This window comes from Pandoraea anapnoica, assembly GCF_902459765.1.
Taxonomy (GTDB): domain Bacteria; phylum Pseudomonadota; class Gammaproteobacteria; order Burkholderiales; family Burkholderiaceae; genus Pandoraea; species Pandoraea anapnoica.
Genome location: NZ_CABPSP010000018.1, coordinates 30,649 through 50,860, shown reverse-complemented (window position 1 = coordinate 50,860; position 20,212 = coordinate 30,649). Strand labels below are relative to the sequence as shown.

Annotated in this window: 24 protein-coding genes and 1 tRNA gene; 12 read left to right on the top strand and 13 right to left on the bottom strand. The window is 58.0% G+C overall.

Annotated features, from left to right (window positions below; all coding sequences use genetic code 11):
• The 5 genes from PAN31117_RS24085 to tatC all read left to right on the top strand — a co-directional run bounded on the left by PAN31117_RS24085 (position 1) and on the right by tatC (position 2,707).
• Positions 1-318, top strand: coding sequence for a DUF4870 family protein (locus PAN31117_RS24085; protein WP_150578368.1), 318 nt, complete (start codon positions 1-3; stop codon positions 316-318).
• 54 nt (positions 319-372) lie between these two features.
• Positions 373-747 carry a histidine triad nucleotide-binding protein gene (locus PAN31117_RS24080; protein ID WP_039393594.1) on the top strand — a complete coding sequence of 125 codons (375 nt, stop codon included), beginning with the start codon at positions 373-375 and terminating at the stop codon, positions 745-747.
• Positions 748-1,039: 292 nt separating this feature from the next.
• Positions 1,040-1,282 carry a Sec-independent protein translocase subunit TatA gene (gene tatA / locus PAN31117_RS24075; RefSeq protein WP_039393592.1) on the top strand — a complete coding sequence of 81 codons (243 nt, stop codon included), beginning with the start codon at positions 1,040-1,042 and terminating at the stop codon, positions 1,280-1,282.
• Between the two features lie 12 nt (positions 1,283-1,294).
• Complete coding sequence (gene tatB / locus PAN31117_RS24070) at positions 1,295-1,837, top strand: Sec-independent protein translocase protein TatB (protein ID WP_150740432.1); 543 nt, start codon at positions 1,295-1,297, stop codon at positions 1,835-1,837.
• 75 nt (positions 1,838-1,912) lie between these two features.
• A complete protein-coding gene (tatC, locus tag PAN31117_RS24065) occupies positions 1,913-2,707 on the top strand; it encodes a twin-arginine translocase subunit TatC (RefSeq protein WP_150740431.1) in 795 nt (264 codons plus the stop codon).
• A 112-nt stretch (positions 2,708-2,819) separates the two neighbouring features.
• Here the strand turns inward: tatC and PAN31117_RS24060 are convergent, their stop codons facing one another.
• Positions 2,820-4,037, bottom strand: coding sequence for a Do family serine endopeptidase (locus PAN31117_RS24060; protein WP_150740430.1), 1,218 nt, complete (start codon positions 4,035-4,037; stop codon positions 2,820-2,822).
• Positions 4,038-4,055: 18 nt separating this feature from the next.
• Between PAN31117_RS24060 and PAN31117_RS24055 the strand changes: the two genes are divergently transcribed.
• Complete coding sequence (locus tag PAN31117_RS24055; protein WP_150740429.1) at positions 4,056-4,805, top strand: Nif3-like dinuclear metal center hexameric protein; 750 nt, start codon at positions 4,056-4,058, stop codon at positions 4,803-4,805.
• Positions 4,806-4,870: 65 nt separating this feature from the next.
• Here PAN31117_RS24055 and PAN31117_RS24050 read toward each other — a convergent pair whose 3' ends face one another.
• From PAN31117_RS24050 to mscL, 10 genes are all read right to left on the bottom strand, one after another.
• Positions 4,871-6,472 (bottom strand): hypothetical protein, encoded by a 1,602-nt coding sequence (locus PAN31117_RS24050; protein ID WP_150740428.1) that lies wholly within the window; start codon positions 6,470-6,472, stop codon positions 4,871-4,873.
• Positions 6,473-6,483: 11 nt separating this feature from the next.
• The gene (locus PAN31117_RS24045) at positions 6,484-7,413 is read right to left on the bottom strand and encodes a glycosyltransferase family 2 protein (protein ID WP_150740427.1); all 930 of its coding nucleotides are present in this window, start codon (positions 7,411-7,413) and stop codon (positions 6,484-6,486) included.
• On the bottom strand, positions 7,397-7,786 hold the full coding sequence (locus PAN31117_RS24040) for a GtrA family protein (RefSeq protein WP_150740426.1): 390 nt from the start codon (positions 7,784-7,786) through the stop codon (positions 7,397-7,399). Before PAN31117_RS24040 ends, PAN31117_RS24045 begins: the two co-directional genes overlap by 17 nt.
• A gap of 1 nt (position 7,787) precedes the next feature.
• Positions 7,788-8,738: a transketolase family protein gene (locus tag PAN31117_RS24035; protein WP_150740425.1), complete on the bottom strand. Its 951-nt coding sequence runs from the start codon at positions 8,736-8,738 to the stop codon at positions 7,788-7,790.
• On the bottom strand, positions 8,735-9,547 hold the full coding sequence (locus PAN31117_RS24030; protein WP_150740424.1) for a transketolase: 813 nt from the start codon (positions 9,545-9,547) through the stop codon (positions 8,735-8,737). The genes PAN31117_RS24035 and PAN31117_RS24030 overlap by 4 nt, the downstream gene beginning before the upstream one ends.
• A complete protein-coding gene (locus tag PAN31117_RS24025; protein WP_217429720.1) occupies positions 9,544-10,599 on the bottom strand; it encodes an NAD-dependent epimerase/dehydratase family protein in 1,056 nt (351 codons plus the stop codon). Before PAN31117_RS24025 ends, PAN31117_RS24030 begins: the two co-directional genes overlap by 4 nt.
• Before the next feature lie 4 nt (positions 10,600-10,603).
• Positions 10,604-11,929 (bottom strand): lipopolysaccharide biosynthesis protein RfbH, encoded by a 1,326-nt coding sequence (rfbH, locus tag PAN31117_RS24020; RefSeq protein WP_150740423.1) that lies wholly within the window; start codon positions 11,927-11,929, stop codon positions 10,604-10,606.
• Between the two features lie 7 nt (positions 11,930-11,936).
• A complete protein-coding gene (gene rfbG / locus PAN31117_RS24015) occupies positions 11,937-13,007 on the bottom strand; it encodes a CDP-glucose 4,6-dehydratase (protein WP_150740422.1) in 1,071 nt (356 codons plus the stop codon).
• Entirely contained in the window at positions 13,004-13,777 is a 774-nt protein-coding gene (rfbF, locus tag PAN31117_RS24010; RefSeq protein WP_150740421.1) for a glucose-1-phosphate cytidylyltransferase, read from the bottom strand. The genes rfbG and rfbF overlap by 4 nt, the downstream gene beginning before the upstream one ends.
• A 175-nt stretch (positions 13,778-13,952) precedes the next feature.
• A complete protein-coding gene (gene mscL / locus PAN31117_RS24005) occupies positions 13,953-14,399 on the bottom strand; it encodes a large conductance mechanosensitive channel protein MscL (protein ID WP_039393586.1) in 447 nt (148 codons plus the stop codon).
• A gap of 314 nt (positions 14,400-14,713) precedes the next feature.
• Between mscL and petA the strand changes: the two genes are divergently transcribed.
• The 6 genes from petA (at position 14,714) to PAN31117_RS23975 (ending at position 18,887) form a co-directional block, all read left to right on the top strand.
• On the top strand, positions 14,714-15,328 hold the full coding sequence (gene petA / locus PAN31117_RS24000) for a ubiquinol-cytochrome c reductase iron-sulfur subunit (RefSeq protein ID WP_150740420.1): 615 nt from the start codon (positions 14,714-14,716) through the stop codon (positions 15,326-15,328).
• A complete protein-coding gene (locus PAN31117_RS23995) occupies positions 15,329-16,714 on the top strand; it encodes a cytochrome b (protein ID WP_150740419.1) in 1,386 nt (461 codons plus the stop codon). It abuts the gene before it with no gap.
• 31 nt (positions 16,715-16,745) lie between these two features.
• A complete protein-coding gene (locus PAN31117_RS23990) occupies positions 16,746-17,465 on the top strand; it encodes a cytochrome c1 (protein ID WP_150740418.1) in 720 nt (239 codons plus the stop codon).
• Positions 17,466-17,547: 82 nt separating this feature from the next.
• Positions 17,548-18,159 (top strand): glutathione S-transferase N-terminal domain-containing protein, encoded by a 612-nt coding sequence (locus PAN31117_RS23985; protein ID WP_044457268.1) that lies wholly within the window; start codon positions 17,548-17,550, stop codon positions 18,157-18,159.
• Between the two features lie 77 nt (positions 18,160-18,236).
• Positions 18,237-18,692: a ClpXP protease specificity-enhancing factor gene (locus PAN31117_RS23980; RefSeq protein WP_150740417.1), complete on the top strand. Its 456-nt coding sequence runs from the start codon at positions 18,237-18,239 to the stop codon at positions 18,690-18,692.
• Positions 18,693-18,811: 119 nt separating this feature from the next.
• Positions 18,812-18,887 (top strand) — tRNA-Thr (locus PAN31117_RS23975).
• 104 nt (positions 18,888-18,991) lie between these two features.
• Here PAN31117_RS23975 and PAN31117_RS23970 read toward each other — a convergent pair.
• Together PAN31117_RS23970 and PAN31117_RS23965 are read right to left on the bottom strand one after the other, a co-directional pair.
• Positions 18,992-19,573, bottom strand: coding sequence for a PIN domain-containing protein (locus PAN31117_RS23970; RefSeq protein ID WP_150740416.1), 582 nt, complete (start codon positions 19,571-19,573; stop codon positions 18,992-18,994).
• A complete protein-coding gene (locus tag PAN31117_RS23965; RefSeq protein WP_150740415.1) occupies positions 19,573-20,043 on the bottom strand; it encodes an excisionase family DNA-binding protein in 471 nt (156 codons plus the stop codon). The genes PAN31117_RS23970 and PAN31117_RS23965 overlap by 1 nt, the downstream gene beginning before the upstream one ends.
• Positions 20,044-20,212 lie beyond the last annotated feature (169 nt).

The window sequence follows — 20,212 nt, the reverse complement described above, 5'->3', positions numbered from 1 at the left end:
ATGCGCAAGCTCACGCACGTGCTCTATGCGCTGTATGCGCTGTTCTGGCTCACGGGCGGCGTGACCGCCATCGTGGCCATCATCATCAACTACATCAAGCGCGACGATGCGGCCGGCACGCTTTACGCGTCGCATTTCACCTGGCAAATCCGCACCTTCTGGTGGTCGGTGGTCTGGGCGGTGCTGGGTGTGGCGCTTGCCGTCGTGGTGGTCGGGTTCGCGATTCTCTGGGTGCTCGGCATCTGGACGCTGTACCGGATCGTCAAGGGCTGGCTGTATCTGAACGACAACAAACCCATGTACGCGGCGCGCGCCTGACGGACGCCGGGCGGCGCTTTGATTCATCAGAGCATTCGAGAGGAAGACACAAGCATGACGCACGACAACTGTATCTTCTGCAAAATCGTCGCCGGGCAGATCCCGAGCGCGCAGGTCTATAGCGACGACGACGTTGTGGTGTTCAAGGACATCAACCCGGCCGCCGACCTGCACCTGCTCATGGTTCCGCGCAAGCATATCGCCACGTTGCAGGACTGCCAGCCGGAAGATCAGGCGTTGCTCGGCAAGATGATGCTGCTCGCGCCGAAGCTGGCCCGGGAGCAGGGTTACGCCTTCGATGGCGATGCGTCGAACATCGACGGCAACGGGTTTCGCGTGGTGATGAACACCGGGCCGGGTGGCGGGCAGGAGGTTTATCATCTTCACATGCACATTCTGGCCGGACCGCGGCCGTGGAAGCGCATGTAAAGTCAGCGTGACAGCGAAGTCCGGGAATATCGCGACGGTTTGCCGCGTTATATGATGAAATGGTGCAACGCTCCCGCATCGGGAAAGGTTTCACGAAACATTTATTTCTACCCGGCGTCGCGCCCGGTTACGATGCTGGACGTGACGCGCGATGTGCCACAATGGGGCACATGGTTGCGTAACACGGGGCAAATATAGCGCACTGCGCCAAAGGCCGGAGGGCCTGTGCAGTGGGGCTCGATAAAACCTCGTCGCGACGCGGCAGAGGTAGGTAAACGCAAGGAGAGTGGTCATGGGTTCGTTGAGTATTTGGCACTGGCTGATCGTGCTGGTGATCGTGATGATGGTTTTCGGCACCAAGAAGCTGCGCAACATGGGTAGCGATCTGGGCGGTGCGGTCAAAGGCTTCAAGGACGGCATGAAGGAAGGCGAAGCCTCCCCGTCCAAGGAAGATCCGGCGGCTGCCAAGGAACTGCGCGATTCGACCACCATCGACGTGCAGGCCAAGGACGCGAGCAATCACAAGCAAGGCTAAGCCGGCGTCGACATGATCGATCTCGGCCTTTCCAAACTGATGTTGATCGGCGTGGTTGCGCTGGTCGTGATCGGTCCCGAACGCCTGCCCAAAGTGGCGCGCACGGCGGGCGCGCTGTTTGGCCGCGCCCAACGCTATATCAACGACGTGAAGGCCGAAGTAAGCCGCGAGATGGAACTCGATGAGCTGCGCAACATGCGCAACCAGTTCGAGGACGCGGCCCGCAGCGCGCAGAACACCGTTCAGAAGCAGTTGCATGAGCAGGAGGCGTCGCTCAACGACGCCTGGGCGAGCGCCACCGGCACGTCGTCGAACGAGATCGCCGGGGGCGGCACCGATGCCGCGACCGGGTACTCCGATAGCTATCTGTCCGAACCGGTGGTGACGTCGAGCATCCGCGCGAAGCCCAAGCGTCGCAACTGGCGTGTGCGCCGGGCAGCGACGCCCATGTGGTTCAAGCAGGCCAGCACGACGCGCACGCAGGTGCAGTCGGGTGCGGCGCGCATGGCGCGTCACACACCGGCCAAGCTGCGCCGGCCCATCAAGTTCTTCTGAGGCCTTCCGAGGCATAATCGCGCCGAACTTCCCGCCATCGGGCACTGTGCTGGCTTCATTCCTGGATAAGTCGACGTGAGCGACGAGAAACAAATCCCCGAAGGGGGCACCGAAGAGACCTTCATCTCGCATCTGGTCGAGCTGCGTAACCGCATTATTCGTGCGGGTACGTCCGTGATCGTGGTCTTCCTGTCGCTGGTCTACTGGGCCCCGGACATCTTCCGGCTGCTCGCCCGCCCGCTCACCCAATCGCTGCCCGCCGACGGCAAGCTGATCGTCACCGACATCACCGGTTCGTTCTTTGTCCCGATGAAGGTCACGCTGATGGTCGCGTTCGTGATTGCGCTGCCCATCGTGCTGTATCAGGTGTGGGCGTTTATTGCGCCGGGGTTGTATCAGCACGAGAAGAAGCTGGTGATGCCGCTGGTCGTGAGCAGTTACTCGCTGTTCCTGATCGGCATGGCGTTCGCGTATTTCCTCGTATTCCCGACGGTGTTCCACTTCATCGCGCACTACAACGCGCCGCTGGGCGCGGAGATGAACACCGATATCGACAATTACCTGAGCTTCGTGCTGACGATGTTCATGGCGTTTGGCGTGACGTTCGAAGTGCCGGTCGTCGTCGTGGTGCTCGCACGCATGGGCGTGGTGAGCATCGCCAAACTCAAGCAGATTCGTCCGTATGTGGTGGTGGGCGCGTTCGTGCTGGCCGCTGTCGTCACGCCGCCGGATATCCTCTCGCAGCTGATGCTTGCCGTGCCGCTCTGTATCCTCTATGAACTGGGCCTGATCGCGGCACGGATCTTCGTCAAACAGGGGCATGCCCCCAACGGCGAGAACAGCGAAGAGGACGGTAAGGCGACGTCTTGATCGCCGCCTGACGGGGCACCCAAAAAGCACGGGTTTCGCCCCGTGCTTTTTTGTTGGCCATAAAGAAAAACGGCTGCGCTCAAGCGCAGCCGTTTCTTTTGGTTCCGGGACTTCAGTCGGCGTTGTTCTCGTCGCTGCCGTCGTCTTCGTCCTGCACGGCGCGCTTGGGTGGCGGCGGACGCTTGCCGATCGTCACGGTCAGATCCAGCTCCTTCTTCTTGCGCGTGACATGCAGCTTGGCTTGCGCACCCGGTTTGATCTGGGCGATGACGTTGAGCAACTCGGTCGTGTCGCGAATCGACTCGTCGTTCACCTTCGTCAGGATGTCGCCCGGCTGGACGCCCGCCTTGTCGGCCGGACCGCCCTGCACGACACCCGCGATGATGACGCCGGAATCCTGTTGCAGGCCGAACGACTCGGCGATGTCCGATGTGATGTCCTGCGGCTCGACACCGACCCAGCCGCGTGTGACGCCGCCGGTCGTGATGATGCTTTCGAGCACCGAGCGCGCCGTCGACACGGGAATCGCGAAGCCGATGCCCATATTGCCGCCACTGCGCGAGTAAATCGCCGTGTTGATGCCCAGCAGATTGCCGTTCACGTCGACCAGCGCGCCGCCCGAGTTACCCGGGTTGATGGCAGCATCGGTCTGAATGAAGTTCTCGAACGTGCTGATGTCGAGGTGGTTGCGGCCAAGCGCGCTGATGATGCCCATCGTGACCGTCTGGCCGACGCCGAACGGATTGCCGATGGCGAGCACTACGTCGCCCACGCGCACCTGTTCCATGCGGCCGAGGGTGATGGCGGGCAGATTGTCGAGCGTGATCTTGAGCACGGCCAGATCGGTCTCGGGGTCGCTGCCGACCAGCTTGGCGCGGGCTTTGCGGCCGTCGGCGAGGGCGACTTCGATCTCGTCGGCGCCGTCCACCACGTGATGATTCGTGAGAATATAGCCTTCGCTGCTCACGATCACGCCAGAACCGAGGCTCGATACCGGGTCCTGACGCACCGTGCCGCCGCCGTCTCCGAAGAAATAGCGGAACAGCGGATCATCGAGGCGCGGGTCGCGATTCTGCTTTTGTTCCTTGCTGGAAAAGATGCTGACGACCGCGGGCATGGCCTTTTGTGCGCCGTCCGCATAGGAGCCTGTTGCCGGTTTGTCGGACAGACTCGGCGCGACTTCCTGCAAGGCGATAATCGGATTGGCCAGTTGCTTGCCGAATGAACCCTGGCGTTGCAGCCACTGAGGCTTGAGAGTGGCGATGATGAAGAGCAACGCAAGCAGCACGGTGACCGCTTGCGCGAACAGTAGCCAGAAGCGTCTGAGCATGAAGAAGCGAGGCCTTATATGAATCGTGTTGAACTCGAATTGTATCTGAACGATACCCTGCAAACCGCGCAATTTCGCGATTACTGCCCGAACGGCCTACAAGTCGAAGGGCGCAGTGAGATAAAGAAAATCGCCAGCGGCGTGACCGCCAGCCTGGCATTTCTCGAAGCCGCCCGCGACTGGGGGGCGGATGCCGTGCTCGTCCACCACGGTTATTTCTGGAAGAACGAAGAGGCCCGCATTACCGGGATGAAGCGCAAGCGTCTCGGGTTGCTGATCGGCAACGACATCAATCTGTTCGCCTACCACCTGCCACTCGACGCACATCCCGAACTGGGCAATAACGCCCAACTTGGCAAGCTGCTGGGATTCGCCGACGATGGCGGCCGTTTCGGCCCCGATCAGCTCGGATGGCTCGGCGCGCCCGCGCAGCCGACGACGCTGGCGGCGCTCGCGGCGCACGTCGAAACGCAATTGGGACGCCAACCGCTGGTGCTGGGTGACCCCGGTCGTCAAGTGAGCCGGGTCGCGTGGTGTACCGGTGGGGCGCAGGGCTTCTTCGAAGCGGCGATTGCTGCCGGGGCGGACGCGTACATCAGCGGTGAGGTGTCCGAACCCACACAGCACCTCGCGATGGAAAGCGGTGCGGGGTATCTGGCGGCGGGGCATCACGCGACGGAGCGCGGCGGTGCCCGCGCGCTCGGCGAGCATGTCGCCGAACGCTTCGGACTCGAACATCGGTTTTTCGATATGTCGAATCCCGCCTAATCGTCGATTGAATCTAATTCAATTAATCATTAGGTCGGTACACGACCGAAACGAGGGACGCGAACTTACGGCGCTCCGGCGTATGGCACCACGCGAACATTGACGATGTGGCGGATATTCGCTTCGAAGTACTTCGGCTCGAAATAGCTTTGCTTGAGCAGGCGGAGTGTGCTGTTCAAACTCAACGTATAACCCGCGCGCTCAATGACGACCTCGCGGGTCGGCTGCCCTGGTTTCACGTCAGCAAGATGATATGAGGCAGTGAATCCGGGGCGGATGACGTCATAGGCATACAGTTCGCAGCTCCCGATCGGCAGGCGGCTTTGTTCATGAAATATCCGACTGAACATACCCGCATATTCGTAAAACGACATGCAGCGCCCGCTCCAACTCATATCAGTCGTCGTGTCGCGCATCGAAAACACTTCCCCGCCGCCTGCGCGCAGGTCGGGATTCTGTGCTGCGTTGAGCATGAAGGCGTCTTGCTTGAAGGCATCGCCGATATAGAGAATGTTGTCGCGAATGTTGCTTGCGACAAACAAGCCACAGATAAGCGCGAGAACGGGGGCGACCGGGATCCGTGTTGCGCTTCGGACAACGCTGGCAATTGCAACGAACAGCCACGCCGCGCCTAGCGGAACAAGCATCTGGTGTCGCGTTTCCCAGCTATTAATAGCTGGCATTTTCCCGACGACGAGATAGGGAAATACGGCAAGGCTCAGCAGTGCGATTGCAACAAACAGATTGACCGGAAGGGAAACGAGCGACGGCGACCCCGTCCCATCCGCGCTCGGCTTGCGCGCAGAATTCCACACCCAGACACTAATGCCGATGGCGACGACAATCACGATAGCACTTAGCCATTTCTCCGATTCACCGGCAAGAAGCGCCGAGTTGACGGGATCGATCAGCGTCCCGTGCGCTGCCTGGTCGAGACTCGGCACTGAGAGAAGGGCGTTCTTCAAGCTAATTGTGTTGTATCCGTCATAAAGTCCGTACGGCTTGCCCCATTGCTGCTTTGCCAGAAATACAATCAACGGCAAAACCAGAAAGCCCAGATTGTTGATGACGATTGCGCGCCAGCGAACCGAAGTCGCACGTTCATTTATGCCGAGGTACAAGAGGTAGATCGGTAGAACGCCGTAAAACACCAACAACGAATTGACGAGATAGTTTGACGCAAAGAACAACAGCCATGCGATGACGCCGTAGATCGTTCTACGCGAATTGACGTACGAGACGAACGCAAAGCAGGCAACGAAAAATCCCGCATAGGCGATCGCGTAGTGCACCGTCGCAATCAGAATCCGGGCGCCATTCACGGGAAACACCGCGAAGATTAATGTGATGAAGAGGCGCTGGGTCCGCGAAATCGAGGGGATCTGTGCCAGCGTGCCATAGAGGGCGATTGCGGCAACAAGGTAGCAGGCAAACGTCAGGATACGGTACGCAAAAACCCCGCCCTGTTGAAGAAACAGGTGGATATCGGCCAGGAACGGATACCCTAGCTGACTCATGCTGCTTTTGATCAGGTCGGGTCGTAGATCGAACCAAACCCAGTCGTCCCAATAAATCCCATGATTCAGCAGCATTAAACCGTACGCAAGGGCGTATACAACGAACAGAACCGCGATGTCCCCCGCGTAACCGGAAACTGCTTTTCTCATTTTCATTCAGCTCAGAAATTGATTCGTTCGGCTTCCACTACAAGCGGCATTTTTCTGACCTGCGTATGAATCGAGGCCACATACTCACCTAACACGCCAATGAAGAAACATTGGACGGCACCAAAGAAGAAGATCCCGATAAGAATCGGTGCCATACCGAGCTGAAATTCGTTCCAGAAAAGCAGCTTCGCGATCAGAAATCCAAACGCGGCAATCAGGCTCAGGATAGCCAGCGCAAATCCGGCCATCGCCATGATTCGGAGCGGCATCTTTGAATGATTCGTAATGCCCAGCATGCCGATGTCGTACAGCGTGTAGAAATTATTCTTGGTAATACCTCGTGTACGACGCGGTTGCCGAAACGGAACCGTCGCAATCGGAAAGCCGATCTCGCAGAGCAAACCGCGGAAGTATGGGTACGGGTCCTGAATCGAGCGCAATATGTCGAGTACCGCGCGATCGAACAGTCCAGCACCGGTGGCGTTCTGTATCAGCGGCACTTCGGAAATCCTGGAAATCAGGCGGTAGTAAGCGCGTCTCGCCAGGAACATCAACTTCGACTCTTCACTCTCTGGCTTGACCGCGAGGACGGTCTTGAACCCCTCTTCCCACTTCTTGACGAATTCCGCGATCATTTCCGGCGGATCTTGAAGATCGGAAGCAATTAGGACGCAGGCGTCGCCGTTCGCCTGCAGAATCGCGTGATATGGCGATTTGATATGGCCAAAGTTGCGAGCGTTGATGATCACCTTCAGTCGCGGGTCTTCGCTCGCCAGCTTGCGCAGCTTGGCAACCGTCCCGTCAGTCGAGCAATTGTCGATGCAAATATGCTCGTAGTCATAAGGCAACGTTGCCATCACGGCGGCGACGCGCGCGTGCAACTCTTCGATGTTGCCTTCTTCGTTGTAGCAGGGGGTGACGACGCTAATGAGCTTTGACATGATGAAATACGAATCGCTTATTCAAGAGGTAAGCGAGCAGCGCCATTGGGAGTAAAAGCAGCGCGCCCCCGACCGCCGGCGCAATGCCCGCCAGCATGAAAAGTCGGACACCGCTGACGTTCACGACATAGACAACGCAGTAGCTGAGTACGAACCTGACAATCAGCCGATTGTCGTGAGAACGAAAAACCAGAATTCCGATGGACTTGAAATTGAAAAGAACGCCTGCAATTGTTGCGAGCAGCAGGGCAGGGGCGTAGTGCATGCCTATCCAAAGCAACAGCGCGAAGCAGCCGTATCCGAATGCTGTGTTAATGACACCGACGCATAGGAATCTAATCAGCAGCGCGTGCCGTGCCCAAAGGCTCCCCATGCTAGATGCTCATTCCTGAAGAAAGTTTGGCTGTAATCGCCGGGTACAGTTTCGCGACCTGCGCGCGCAGTGAGTCGATGCCCAAACCGTGCCGTTCCATCAGATGCGCATAGTTGCCGCAGGTCTCCGAAAATCGATTGTCGATGCCAATTCGCGTGACTCGCGTCACAGACGATTCGCTAAGTACTTCTGCCACCAACGACCCCAGCCCGCCGCGCGTGGAGTGCTCCTCGAAGGTAAATATGCGTTCGAAGGGTGTCGAAATCCGGTGGAGCTGTGTGCGATTGAACGGTTCGAGATAAGGGGCGCTCCACACTGGAACGCCACCAATCGCATCTGCTAGCTGCACGGCCCGGCTGACCATCGACCCTGTCGCAACAAAGGCGAACGGCGCTGCTCCGGATCGAACTTGAATGAGATCGCCTTTCGGAACATTGGCGGCGATGGGCGCCGCGTCATGAATGTCGCCGCAATCTGATTTTCCGAAGCGCAGATATATCGGCTTATTTGTGTCGAGAAATGCACTAAAGCAGTATTCGAGCTCGAACTTGTCGGATGGCGACTGGATATCGATATTGGGGACCGCCCTCAAGGCTGCGATATCTTCCGTGCTTTGGTGGCTTGTTCCGAGTTGCGCATAGACCACTCCAGCGCCATCGCCGACAAAGCAAACGGGCAAGTTCGCGTAACAGACGTCCAGCTTGATCTGCTCAAGCACCCGAATTGGGACAAAGGCACTCAACCCATAAACAATCGGCCGGAATCCGGCCATGGCGAGACCGGCTGCGACACCCACCATGTTCTGTTCCGCGACGCCGCAGTTGATGAACTGATCAGGCACCGCGCGACGGAATTCGTCGAATAGCGCATAGCCGTGATCGCCAGTGAGTAACAGAATGCGGGCATCTCGCTGTGCCGCTTGCGTCAAAAGACGTGAGAAGGCTGCTCTCATCTGAGTCCAAGCTCCTTCGTAGCCCGTGCGTAAGTCTCGTCGTTGAGACGGGTGTAGTGCCAGCTATTGTCATTTTCCATAAAGCTGACGCCTTTCCCCTTTATCGTTTGCGCGACGATAGCTTTGGGTTTTTGATTTCTACGTGCGGCGAGCGATCGAAGGGCTGAGTCCAGTGCCGCTTCATCATGACCATCGATTGTCACAGCGTCGAAGCCGAACGCAGTGAAACGTTGTTCCAGTTGATCGAGTTTCATAACGGCATTCGTCGCACCCATTGCCTGAAATCGATTCTCGTCAACAATGACGGTGAGGTTATCCAATCCGAACTGGGTTGCGAAAAGCATCGCCTCCCACATGCTGCCTTCGTTCATTTCACCATCGCCCGCGATAACGAAGCACTTCTGGTCACTCCCCTTGCGTTTTGCGCCTAGCGCTAGTCCCGCGCCGATTGGCAATCCATGCCCTAGCGACCCCGTGGTCGCCTCGATGCCGGGAACGTGAATATCCGCCAGTCCCTTCAAACGTGTTCCGTCACCGAAATAGTGGTCGAGTTCGGCATCATCTAGCCACCCCATGGCGTTCATGCACGCGTATTGCGCCATCACGCCATGCCCCTTGCTCAGCACCAGATAGTCCCGCTCAGGGTCTTCAGGCGATTGTGAGGGGCCGAAGCGGAGGTGCGATCGATAGAGAACCGCAAGCATCTCTACGATTGAAAACGCGCAGCCGATATGGACGGTTGAGCCCGCCTTCGCCATATCGAGAATCGTCTGGCGCAATTGGGCAGCGTGGAGTTGCGGTCTGTTCATGACGGATGACGGGAGATAGCGGACTGTCGAATCCACTGTAGTGTGCGGGTAAGACCTTCGTCGAGCGAAACCGTAGTGTGCAGGCCGAGTGTTTCCCTGGCTTTTCGCGTGCACGGCACATAGCGTTGCACCGGCCTGCTACTGTCAGGCACACCTTGTATCGATATACCGGCAATGCCGTCGTCCAGTGACGCAATGCGGCGAGCAAGGTCGCCGATGCTAATCGCTTCTTCCGAGCCCACGTTATAGGCTTCTCCGGGAACGCCATCGAGGAGAATCGTCCACAGCCACCACGCGAGGTCGGACGCGTACAGGTAGCTGCGCAACGGCGTTCCGTCGCCATTTACAACAATCGGCCTGCCTGTGTTTCGGTCAAGAAGGAAGTTGCCGACTGCAAGATGGCTGGCTAGCGGTATATAGGGGCCGACAAACGCGAAGCACCTTGCAATTCGGGCGATCGGGTAGTGTTCTTCCGCGCCGGTGACGGACAGCCATTCGGCGGCTCGCTTGCCTTGTGCGTATGCCTGACGGCTGTCGAGTCCAAGAGGCGTGCCGGGATAATCTTCCGCAACGTGCGCTAACGCGGCCGGTTGCTGGCCGTAGACGGCACCGGAACTCACCAGTAGAACGTTCTGAGCGCCCGCGTCGCGCGCGGCGGCAAGAACACGCAGAGTGCCACTTACCGTGGTATCGAAAAGTGCGATGGGCGACGAGTGAGCTGCGACGTCCGTTGCCGCATGAATCACGTGGGAGAACGCTCCCGGCGCCCGCGTGAACGTCCGGACATCGCCGGCCATCATGGTCAGCGCCTCATCTGAGGCGAGATGCGGGTGCGCCAGCGCAAACTCAGTCGGGTTTCGGCTCAGCACCGTCACACTGACGCCAAGTCCGAGGCGGCGGTTGCTGTAGAGAAGTGTCTCCAGGAGCCACTTGCCGACGAAGCCGGTGCCGCCGGTCATGAAGATGCGTGCGCCGCGCAGCATAGCCATGCGTTCGCTGGCAACGTCCAAGAAGCGCGAGAGATCGATCTCCAGGAAATTCCGGTGTGGCATCGTGTCAGAAATTCACGCCAAAGAACGTTTCCAAATGGTAGGCAACGTGGTCGAGCATAGCTTTCGATAGACCCGGATAGACGCCAAGCCAGAACGTGTTGTTCATGACGATGTCGGTGTTCGTCAGGTCGCCGGAGACTCGATAATGCTGGTTCTGCATATAGGGCTGGCGAGTCAGGTTGCCGGCGAACAACAGGCGCGTCCCGATCTTCTCCTGATCCAGGTAACGCAGCAATTCGACGCGTTGCACATTTGCGGCTTCACTCAGCGTAATCGGATAGCCAAACCATGACGGATCGCTATTTTCGGTGGCCTTGGGCAGGATCAGAAACTCCTCGCATCCGGCAAGCTTTTCGGTCAGGTACTGGAAATTGTCCTTACGCGCCTGGATGAAGCCGTCGAGCTTGTCCATTTGTGCCAAAGCGCATGCCGCCTGCATGTCGGTGATCTTCAGGTTGTATCCGAGATGCGAGTAGGTGTACTTGTGATCGTAGCCTTCGGGCAAATTGCCGAGTTTCCAACAGAAGCGTTTTCCACAGGTGTTGTCCTTGCCCGGCGGGCAGTAGCAATCCCGGCCCCAGTCGCGGAACGATTCGATGATTTGCTTGAGTTCGTAATCGTTGGTAAATACCGCGCCGCCTTCGCCCATCGTAATGTGATGCGCCGGGTAGAAACTCAGGGTGCCGATATCGCCGAACGTGCCCACGAGCTTGCCGTCGTAGCGTGAACCCAATGCGTCACAGCAATCTTCGATCAGCCAAAGTCCGTGACGATCGCAAATTTCGCGAACGACCTGTAGGTTGTACGGATTGCCCAGCGTATGTGCCAGCATGATGGCCTTTGTGCGCGGGCCTATGGCGGCTTCAATTTTTTCCGGTGCGATGTTGTAAGTCGGAATGTCGATGTCGACGAACACCGGGACAGCGCCAAACTGTAGGATCGGATTGACGGTCGTGGGGAAGCCGGCAGCTACGCCAATGACCTCGTCCCCCTTGCCGATTGCTCGGCTGCCCAGCTTGGGCGACGTGAGGGCAGAGAACGCGAGCAGATTGGCGGAAGACCCGGAATTCGTGGTCAGCAAGTGCTTGACCCCCAGATACTGCGCCAGGCGCTTTTCGAAAACGTCGTTAAATCGGCCTGTGGTGAGCCAGCCGTCGAGCGACGCTTCCACCATGTTCTTGAGTTCGGCGCCGTCGATCACCTTTCCCGACGGCGGAATCATGGTCTGCCCCGGTTCGAACGCGGAAGGGGTGAGGGCGATCGACGCGTATTCGTCGACCAGAGCTGCGATGCTTTCTCGCAGCTGTTGTTTGCGGGTGTCGTTGTTCATTTGGGTTCTAGAGCGCGGGGCGCGCTTTTTCGAATGAGTCGATCTGCGAAAGTGTGACAGCGCGCATATCCGCTCCGGTACGCAGGGCTTTGTGCCACTCGCAAATTCGCGTTAGGGTTGTGCTGAGGTCCCAGCGTGGTGTCCAGTCGAGCAACGCCGCAGCCTTCGAGCAATCCAGCTTGAGATAACGGGCCTCATGATGGGTGGCGCCGGCGGTGTGGATCTCGTAAGTTGCGCCATCGCCCCATTCGGAGACGAGGCGCTCCACGATCCATTGGACGCGCTTCGCGTCGGCGTCACCCGGGCCGAAATTCCAGCCTTGCGCGAAAGCTTCCCCTTCGGAGAACAGCCGTTCGGCGAGTTGAAGATACCCGGATAGCGGTTCGAGCACGTGCTGCCACGGCCGGATCGATTCGGGACTTCGGATCTGGACCGGACGTCCTGCTTCAATGGCTCGAATGATGTCGGGGACCAGGCGATCCAGTGCCCAATCGCCGCCACCGATTACATTGCCTGCCCGTGCGCTCGCGAGTGCGACCTGGGAAGTATCGCCGAAGAATGAGTCTCGATATGCCTGCGTGACCAGTTCAGCACAGCCTTTGCTGTTGCTGTAGGGGTCATGGCCTCCCATGGCGTCGGTTTCCCGGTATCCCCAAACCCACTCATGATTTTCGTAGCATTTGTCGCTCGTCACGTTGACGACGGCCCGGACCGAAGGTGTCTTTCGGATTGCCTCAAACAAATGCACAAGTCCCATGACGTTAGTCGAGTACGTCTCCACGGGATTGACGTATGAATACCTCACCAACGGCTGTGCCGCCAAATGGAAGACGATTTCGGGCTGAGCCGCCTGCATTGCGGCGTCGAGCGCAGCCGGGTCTCTGATGTCGCCGAAAATCGAGGTCATTCCGGTGCCGACTTCGGCGACGTCAAACAAACTGGGATTTGTGGCGGGTGGGAGTGAGTAGCCGGTCAGGACCGCCCCTGAGCGTTGCAGCCAAAGCGCCAGCCAGCTTCCTTTGAAGCCGGTATGTCCGGTCAGGAAAACGCGCTTGCCTTGCCAGAAAGCCGGTTTCATTCCCACACCTTCCAAGGGGCGTCGCCGGAAGCCCACAAGGTTTCGAGATGCGTTTTGTCGCGGAGCGTATCCATTGGTTGCCAGAAGCCTTCATGCGCGAATGCGGCCAATTCGTTGCGCGCCGCAAGTATCTCCAACGGTTTTTGTTCCCAAATCGTCTCGTCCCCATCAATGAGGTCGATAACCTTCGGAGAAAGCACGAAAAACCCGCCGTTGATCAGGCCTCCGTCGCCCTTGGGTTTTTCCTTGAATGTTGAAACCCTATCGTCGTGAATATCCAGCGCGCCAAAGCGACCCGGGGGATAGGTGGCCGTCAGGGTCGCCAGAACCTTCTGTTCTTTGTGAAAGGCGACCAGGCGTGCAATGTCGACATCGCTCACACCATCGCCATAGGTGAAGCAAAACGCGTCATCGCCTTCGACATATTCCCGAACGCGCCGCAAGCGCCCGCCGGTCATCGTGGCTTCGCCCGTATCGACCAGGGTGACGCGCCACGGTTCGGCATAACGCTGATGGACTTCCATTCGGTTGTTCGACATGTCGAACGTGACGTCCGACATGTGAAGGAAGTAATTGGCGAAGTATTCCTTAATGACGTAGCCTCGATAGCCGCAGCAAATAATGAAATCGTTAATCCCGTAGTGGGAATAGATTTTCATGATGTGCCATAGAATCGGCTTGCCCCCAACTTCAACCATGGGCTTGGGGCGCACAGAGGTTTCCTCGCTGATGCGTGTACCCAGGCCGCCCGCAAGAATGACTGCTTTCATTGTTGTTTCCTGATGCGATAGGAGGGGCAATCCCTCGCAGCTCAGTTACTGCCTTAATTCCGATGGGAAGGTCGGTTGTCGGACGACGGCGCGAGGGAGAAAGTTAACTGGTGATTATATGGCATAGAACGCAAAAAGCCCCCGATTGACGGGGGCCGGCAGAGCAAAGTGAGGTTTAGCCGTTCTGCTTCTTGAGGCTGTCGCGGATTTCGCGCAGCAAAACAATGTCTTCCGGGGTCGGTGCCGGGGCGGCTGGGGCTTCCGGTTCCGGGCGCTTCAGGCGGTTGATCTGCTTGACCATCATGAAGATGATGAACGCCAGAATCAGGAAGTTCAGGGCGACGGTGATGAAGTTGCCGTAGCCGAACACGGCAACACCGGCCTTGGTCAGGTCGGCATAGGACGTAGGGTTGCCTTTGAAGTCTGGCGGGATGGTGCCGAGCAGGATGAACTTGCTCGAGAAGTCCAGTCCGCCGAAGATCGCGCCGACGATCGGCATGATCAGGTCTTTGACGACCGAATCGACGATCTTGCCGAAGGCCCCGCCGATGATCACACCGACGGCCAGATCGATCACATTGCCTTTGACGGCAAATTCCTTGAATTCCGACATGAAGCTCATGCCATTCCTCCGCTGTTTTAATGAGTGGCCAGGGGAGCATCGCCGTCACGCACGATGTCACCGGGGCGAGACAAGGAAAATGATGACTAAATGTCGTGCACGCGTCAACGAAAGCGGCGATGATAGCGGTTCTCGAGCAGCATCCCAAAAGCGAAACCCCGGGTGGGCGGTAGCCACCCGCAGGGTACGTTAATCCTTTGAAAATACGCGAAAACCACTAGGAGACAGGGGCGTTTTGCCGTTGTTTCAGGCATTTACGCTCGCGTATGATTTAAGGTTGACGGAAATACAAATTCAACCGTGTGGGGCTTGTGATGAGTAACAATCAGAATCGTGCCGTCGACAGCAACCGCCGGAACCTTTTGATTGCAACGTCCGTAGCTGGAGGCGTAGGCGGCGTTGCAACCTTGGTTCCTTTCGTCAGTTCCCTCGAACCCTCGGAGCGCGCCAAGGCTGGCGGGGCGCCCGTCGAAGCCGACATCAGCGGGCTGCGGCCCGGCGAGAAGATGACGGTCTCCTGGCGCGGCCTTCCCGTGTGGATCGTACGCCGCACGCCGGACGAAATGGCTTCGCTGTCCAAAGTGACCGCCGAACTGGCCGATCCGGACTCCAAGGAAACGTTTTCCTTTCCGATGCCCGATTACGCCAAGAACGAGTTCCGCACGCGTGTCGAGCATAAGGATCTGCTCGTCGTCGTCGGCGTCTGTACGCACCTCGGCTGCATCCCTTCCGGTCCCTATGTGGCGAATACCATCCCGGCCCTTGGCCAGGATCCGGGCTTCCTGTGCCCGTGCCATGGTTCGACCTACGATATGTCTGGCCGTGTTTTCAAGAACAAGCCGGCGCCAAAGAATCTCGACGTTCCTCGTTTCATGTTCCTGAGCGACACCAGGATCGTGATCGGTAAAGACGAAAAAGGAGAAGCGTAAATGGCCGCCGACAAACAAGTCGACACGACGGGCTTGCTGGGCTGGATCGACCGCCGGTTTCCGCTCACGCAGCTCTGGAAAGACCACGCATCCGAGTATTACGCGCCCAAGAACTTCAATTTCTGGTACTTCTTCGGCTCTCTGGCCATGCTGGTACTGGTGATCCAGATTCTCACCGGCATCTTCCTGGTGATGAACTACAAGCCCGACGCCACCCTCGCGTTCGCCTCGGTCGAGTACATCATGCGCGAAGTGCCGTGGGGCTGGCTCATCCGCTACATGCATTCGACGGGCGCCTCGATGTTCTTCGTCGTGGTGTATCTGCACATGTTCCGCGGGCTGCTTTACGGCTCATACCGTAAGCCGCGCGAGCTGGTGTGGGTGTTCGGTTGCCTGATCTTCCTTTGCCTGATGGCCGAGGCGTTCATGGGCTATCTGCTGCCTTGGGGCCAGATGTCCTACTGGGGCGCGCAGGTGATCGTGAACCTGTTCTCGGCGATTCCGTTCATCGGCCCGGACCTGTCGCTTTGGATTCGCGGCGACTACGTGGTATCGGACGCCACGCTCAACCGCTTCTTCGCGTTCCACGTGATTGCGATTCCGCTGGTGCTCATCGGGCTGATCGTCGCGCACATCATTGCGCTGCACGAAGTCGGGTCGAACAATCCGGACGGCGTCGAAATCAAGGACAAGAAGGACGCCAACGGCCGTCCGCTCGACGGGATTCCGTTCCATCCGTACTACACGGTTCACGACATCATGGGCGTGGGCGTGTTCCTGATGGTCTTCTCGGCGATCGTGTTCTTTGCGCCGACGATGGGTGGCTACTTCCTGGAAGCGAACAACTTCATCCCGTCGGACCCTCTCAAGACGCCGCCGCACATCGCACCGGTGTGGTATTTCACGCCGTTCTATTCGATGCTGCGCGCCACGACCGATGACTTCAAGCATCTGCTGATGGGCATTGCGGTGCTGGTCACGGCGGTCTGGTGGATCAAGGGCAAGGCGGCAGTGACGACCAAGGTGGCTGCGTCGGGCGGCGTGGTGTTGCTGCTGCTGGCGATGTACCTGACCGAGGCGAAGTTCTGGGGCGTGGTGGTGATGGGCGGCGCGGTGGTGACGCTGTTCTTCCTGCCGTGGCTCGACCATAGCCCGGTGAAGTCGATTCGTTACCGTCCGGGATTCCATAAGGTGTTGCTGGGTATTCTCGTCGTTGTTTTTGCGGTGCTGGGGTATCTGGGGATCCAGGAGCCGACGCCCGTGAAGACGGCCATCTCGCAGATTGGCGCGCTGTATTACTTCGGATTCTTCTGGCTGATGCCGCTGTGGAGCAAGCGCGGCACCTTCAAGCCGGTGCCGGAGCGCGTGACCTTCGCGGCGCATTGAGCGCACTCAAACGACGACTAGGGATATCGAGATGAGAAAACTGTTGCTTATCCTGGCGCTCCTGAGTGGCTTCACGGCGCCGGCTTTGGCTGAAGAGGGTGGGGCGCTGGACACGGCACCCAACCGGATCGACGATCTGGCGTCGCTGCAGCGGGGCGCCAAGCTGTTTGTGAACTACTGCCTGAACTGCCACTCGGCGGCGTCGATGCGGTATTCGCGGCTCAAGGATCTGGGCTTATCGGACGTGGAGATCAAGAACAATCTGCTCTTCACGACCGACAAGATCGGCGAGACGATGACCGTCGCCATGCGCGCGGCGGACGCCAAGGAGTGGTTCGGCTCGGCCCCGCCCGACCTGTCGGTCGAGGCCCGCGCCAAGGGCACGGACTGGCTGTACACCTACCTGCGTACCTTCTATCGGGACGATTCCCGTCCGACCGGTTGGAATAATGTCGCATTCCCCAATGTGGGCATGCCGAACCCGTTCTGGCAGTTGCAGGGACAGCGGGGCTTGAAGCATGCGGAGGGGGCGGAACATGGTCCGGCGCAGTTCGTGCAGATCACTCAAGGGACGATGAAGCCGGTGGAATTTGATTCTGCTATGGCGGATTTGGTATCTTATCTGGATTGGATGTCGGAACCGGCGCAGCGGACGCGCCGGCAGTTGGGTGTCTGGGTTCTGTTGTTCCTGGGACTCTTTACGGTACTTGCCTGGCGCCTGAATTCGGCCTATTGGAAGGACGTGAAGTAAAATAACGTCTGTACGACGGGGCCAGGGTTTGGGAAGCTCGGTTTCCCGCCCCGGCCCCGTTGGTTTTTAAGGAAGACGCGCTATGATGGTTTTGTACTCGGGCACGACGTGCCCCTTCTCCCAGCGTTGCCGGCTGGTTCTGTTCGAAAAGGGCATGGATTTCGAAATCCGTGACGTCGATCTGTTCAACAAGCCGGAAGACATTGCGGTGATGAACCCGTACGGTCAGGTGCCGATCCTTGTCGAGCGCGACCTGATTCTGTACGAATCGAACATCATCAATGAGTACATTGACGAACGTTTCCCGCATCCGCAGCTGATGCCGGCCGATCCGGTGCAGCGTGCGCGTGCGCGTCTGTTCCTGTTCAACTTCGAGAAAGAGCTGTTCGTGCATGTGAGCGCGCTCGAGAACGAGAAGGGCAAGGCAGCGGAAAAGAATCACGAGAAGGCACGTTTGTCGATTCGTGATCGTTTGACGCAGCTTGCGCCGATTTTCGTCAAGAACAAGTACATGCTGGGTGAGGAGTTCTCGATGCTCGACGTGGCGATTGCGCCGCTGCTGTGGCGTCTGGATCACTACGGCATCGAACTGTCGAAGAACGCTGCGCCGTTGATGAAGTATGCCGAGCGGATTTTCAGCCGTCCGGCGTACATTGAAGCACTGACGCCGTCTGAAAAGGTTATGCGTCGCTAATGTGTTGATATGCCCGCTGACGAGGCAGGTTTGCCGGGGAATGGCGAACGGGTTTCGTGGCGGGATAAGTTGGTTATATGCCTGAAACGTCTACCAAGCCTTATTTACTGCGCGCGCTGTACGAGTGGTGTACCGACAATGGGTACACGCCGTATCTGGCCGTGCATGTCGATGCCAGAACGCGTGTTCCGCGCGAGTTTGTGAAAGATGGCGAGATCGTGCTGAACATCAGCTTCGACGCCACGAGCGGATTGCAGATGGGCAACGACTGGATTGAATTCAGCGCCCGCTTTGGCGGCATCTCGCAGAAGGTGGAAGTGCAGGTGCCGAACGTGCTGGCGATTTATGCTCGCGAGAATGGCCAGGGCATGGCGTTCCCGGTCGACAAGCAGGCGTCTGCGGACGAGAGCCCCGAGCTGGAAGCGGTGCCGACGGCGCAGGAGCCGGAAGGCGACGACCCGGATCCGACGCGTCCCGGTGGCGGTAATGGCGCGGCTGGCAGCGGACGTGCGCGTCTGAAGGTCGTGAAGTAATTCGTGATGGCGGTGAGACGCGAGGCTTTCGGGTGTCGTGTCGAGCTGCAAAATATCGAGCGATTTCGCACCGACAGGTAGTCGCAGTGACCAACGAATCGGTTATACTACGCGACTTCGCCGGCTTAGCTCATCTGGTAGAGCAGTTGATTTGTAATCATCAGGTGGCGGGTTCGAGTCCTGCAGCCGGCACCAAATACTGAAACGGGTCCCAGAGATGGGGCCCGTTTTCTTTTTGTTCTACAATCGCGTAGGTGTTCTACAATTCTCGCCGCTTGCTCCGTCGAACGGGGTGCAGGTTAGAGTAACTCCCCCGCTTCGCGTATGCGTTGGGCTGTCGATGGAAGGCCACTACGTTCTAGCGCTTGCGCAAAATCTTCCACACTTGTTTCTGGTTTTTTGCGCCGAGCGCGCATTTGTTTGAACGCAGCCATCGCACCAATGGAGTCGAGGTCCCACTGGTTAATGATAAACCGGTCCGGATCAACTATCTCGATGCCGTACTCTGAAGCGATAGCATTCGGAAAGTCACGGCGGTTCGAAGTCACAATGCAGTCTGCGTGGCCTGCTATGGCCGCCGCGAGAACGTGCCGGTCATCAGGATCCGGTAACGCAAAGCTCCCGATGAGAGGGCGCCAAGCTGTCTCCGGCACCTCCCAGTCGGGAACCGCGTCACGCATACAATCTCGCCGGAACTGAAGCTTTCCTTTGAGATCGGGGCGTTGCTTTTCGAGCGATTCGATCCATTCCGTCTCAATCATTTGCGTCCATTTTGCCGCAAAAAACCCCGAAGTTGCCAGGCTCATGAGCGCATCTGTGGTGGCCGCCGGGAATAGAACGCAAGCATCAAGAAGGGCTGTGTAGCGTGAGTATCCTGCCATCAATAATCAAGCCCTAGTTCGCTCGCATTGTCTGCCATACGTTCTAGAGCAGTTGTTTGCTTGCTCCGCATTTCAGTTTGATATGCCATAAGGTCATCAAACGCTATGCGACGATGCGTCCCGACCATTCGGTGTTTCAATTTTCCTGCTTCAATTTCTTTAATAAGAAATGGGCGCGATACGTTAAGGAAATTTGCGGCCTCTACTGTGGTGAATTCACGATTGGCGGGCGTCAGGATAATTGTGCGCCCTTCCGTTACAGCCCCCAGCATCTGGCCAATTAGCTTCAATGCCGCTGGAGGCAAGGCTACGGAGGGGTGGTCGCCTGTATCTGTGGTTAGCGTAATGGTGGCGGCGCGGGAGTGGTCCAATGCTTCCATGATGCATCGTTGCGCGACTCGTGCCATTTCAACTTCGGGCCCCGTCATCGGCGGGGGTGTGACCTCACGGAGTCGGTCTACGGTTCGCATGTTCTTTATCCTCGAAAAACAATCTGGTGCCTCAGCTAAGCTGGCCCTCAGAGGCCAGCTTAGCTGAGGATAATTACAAATGCAATAAATGCAGCATCTGCAATAAACGACCGTTGCTTACGCGCAAAGTTCAAAAATGCACCATTTTGGTGCTATCGCCATCGAATGA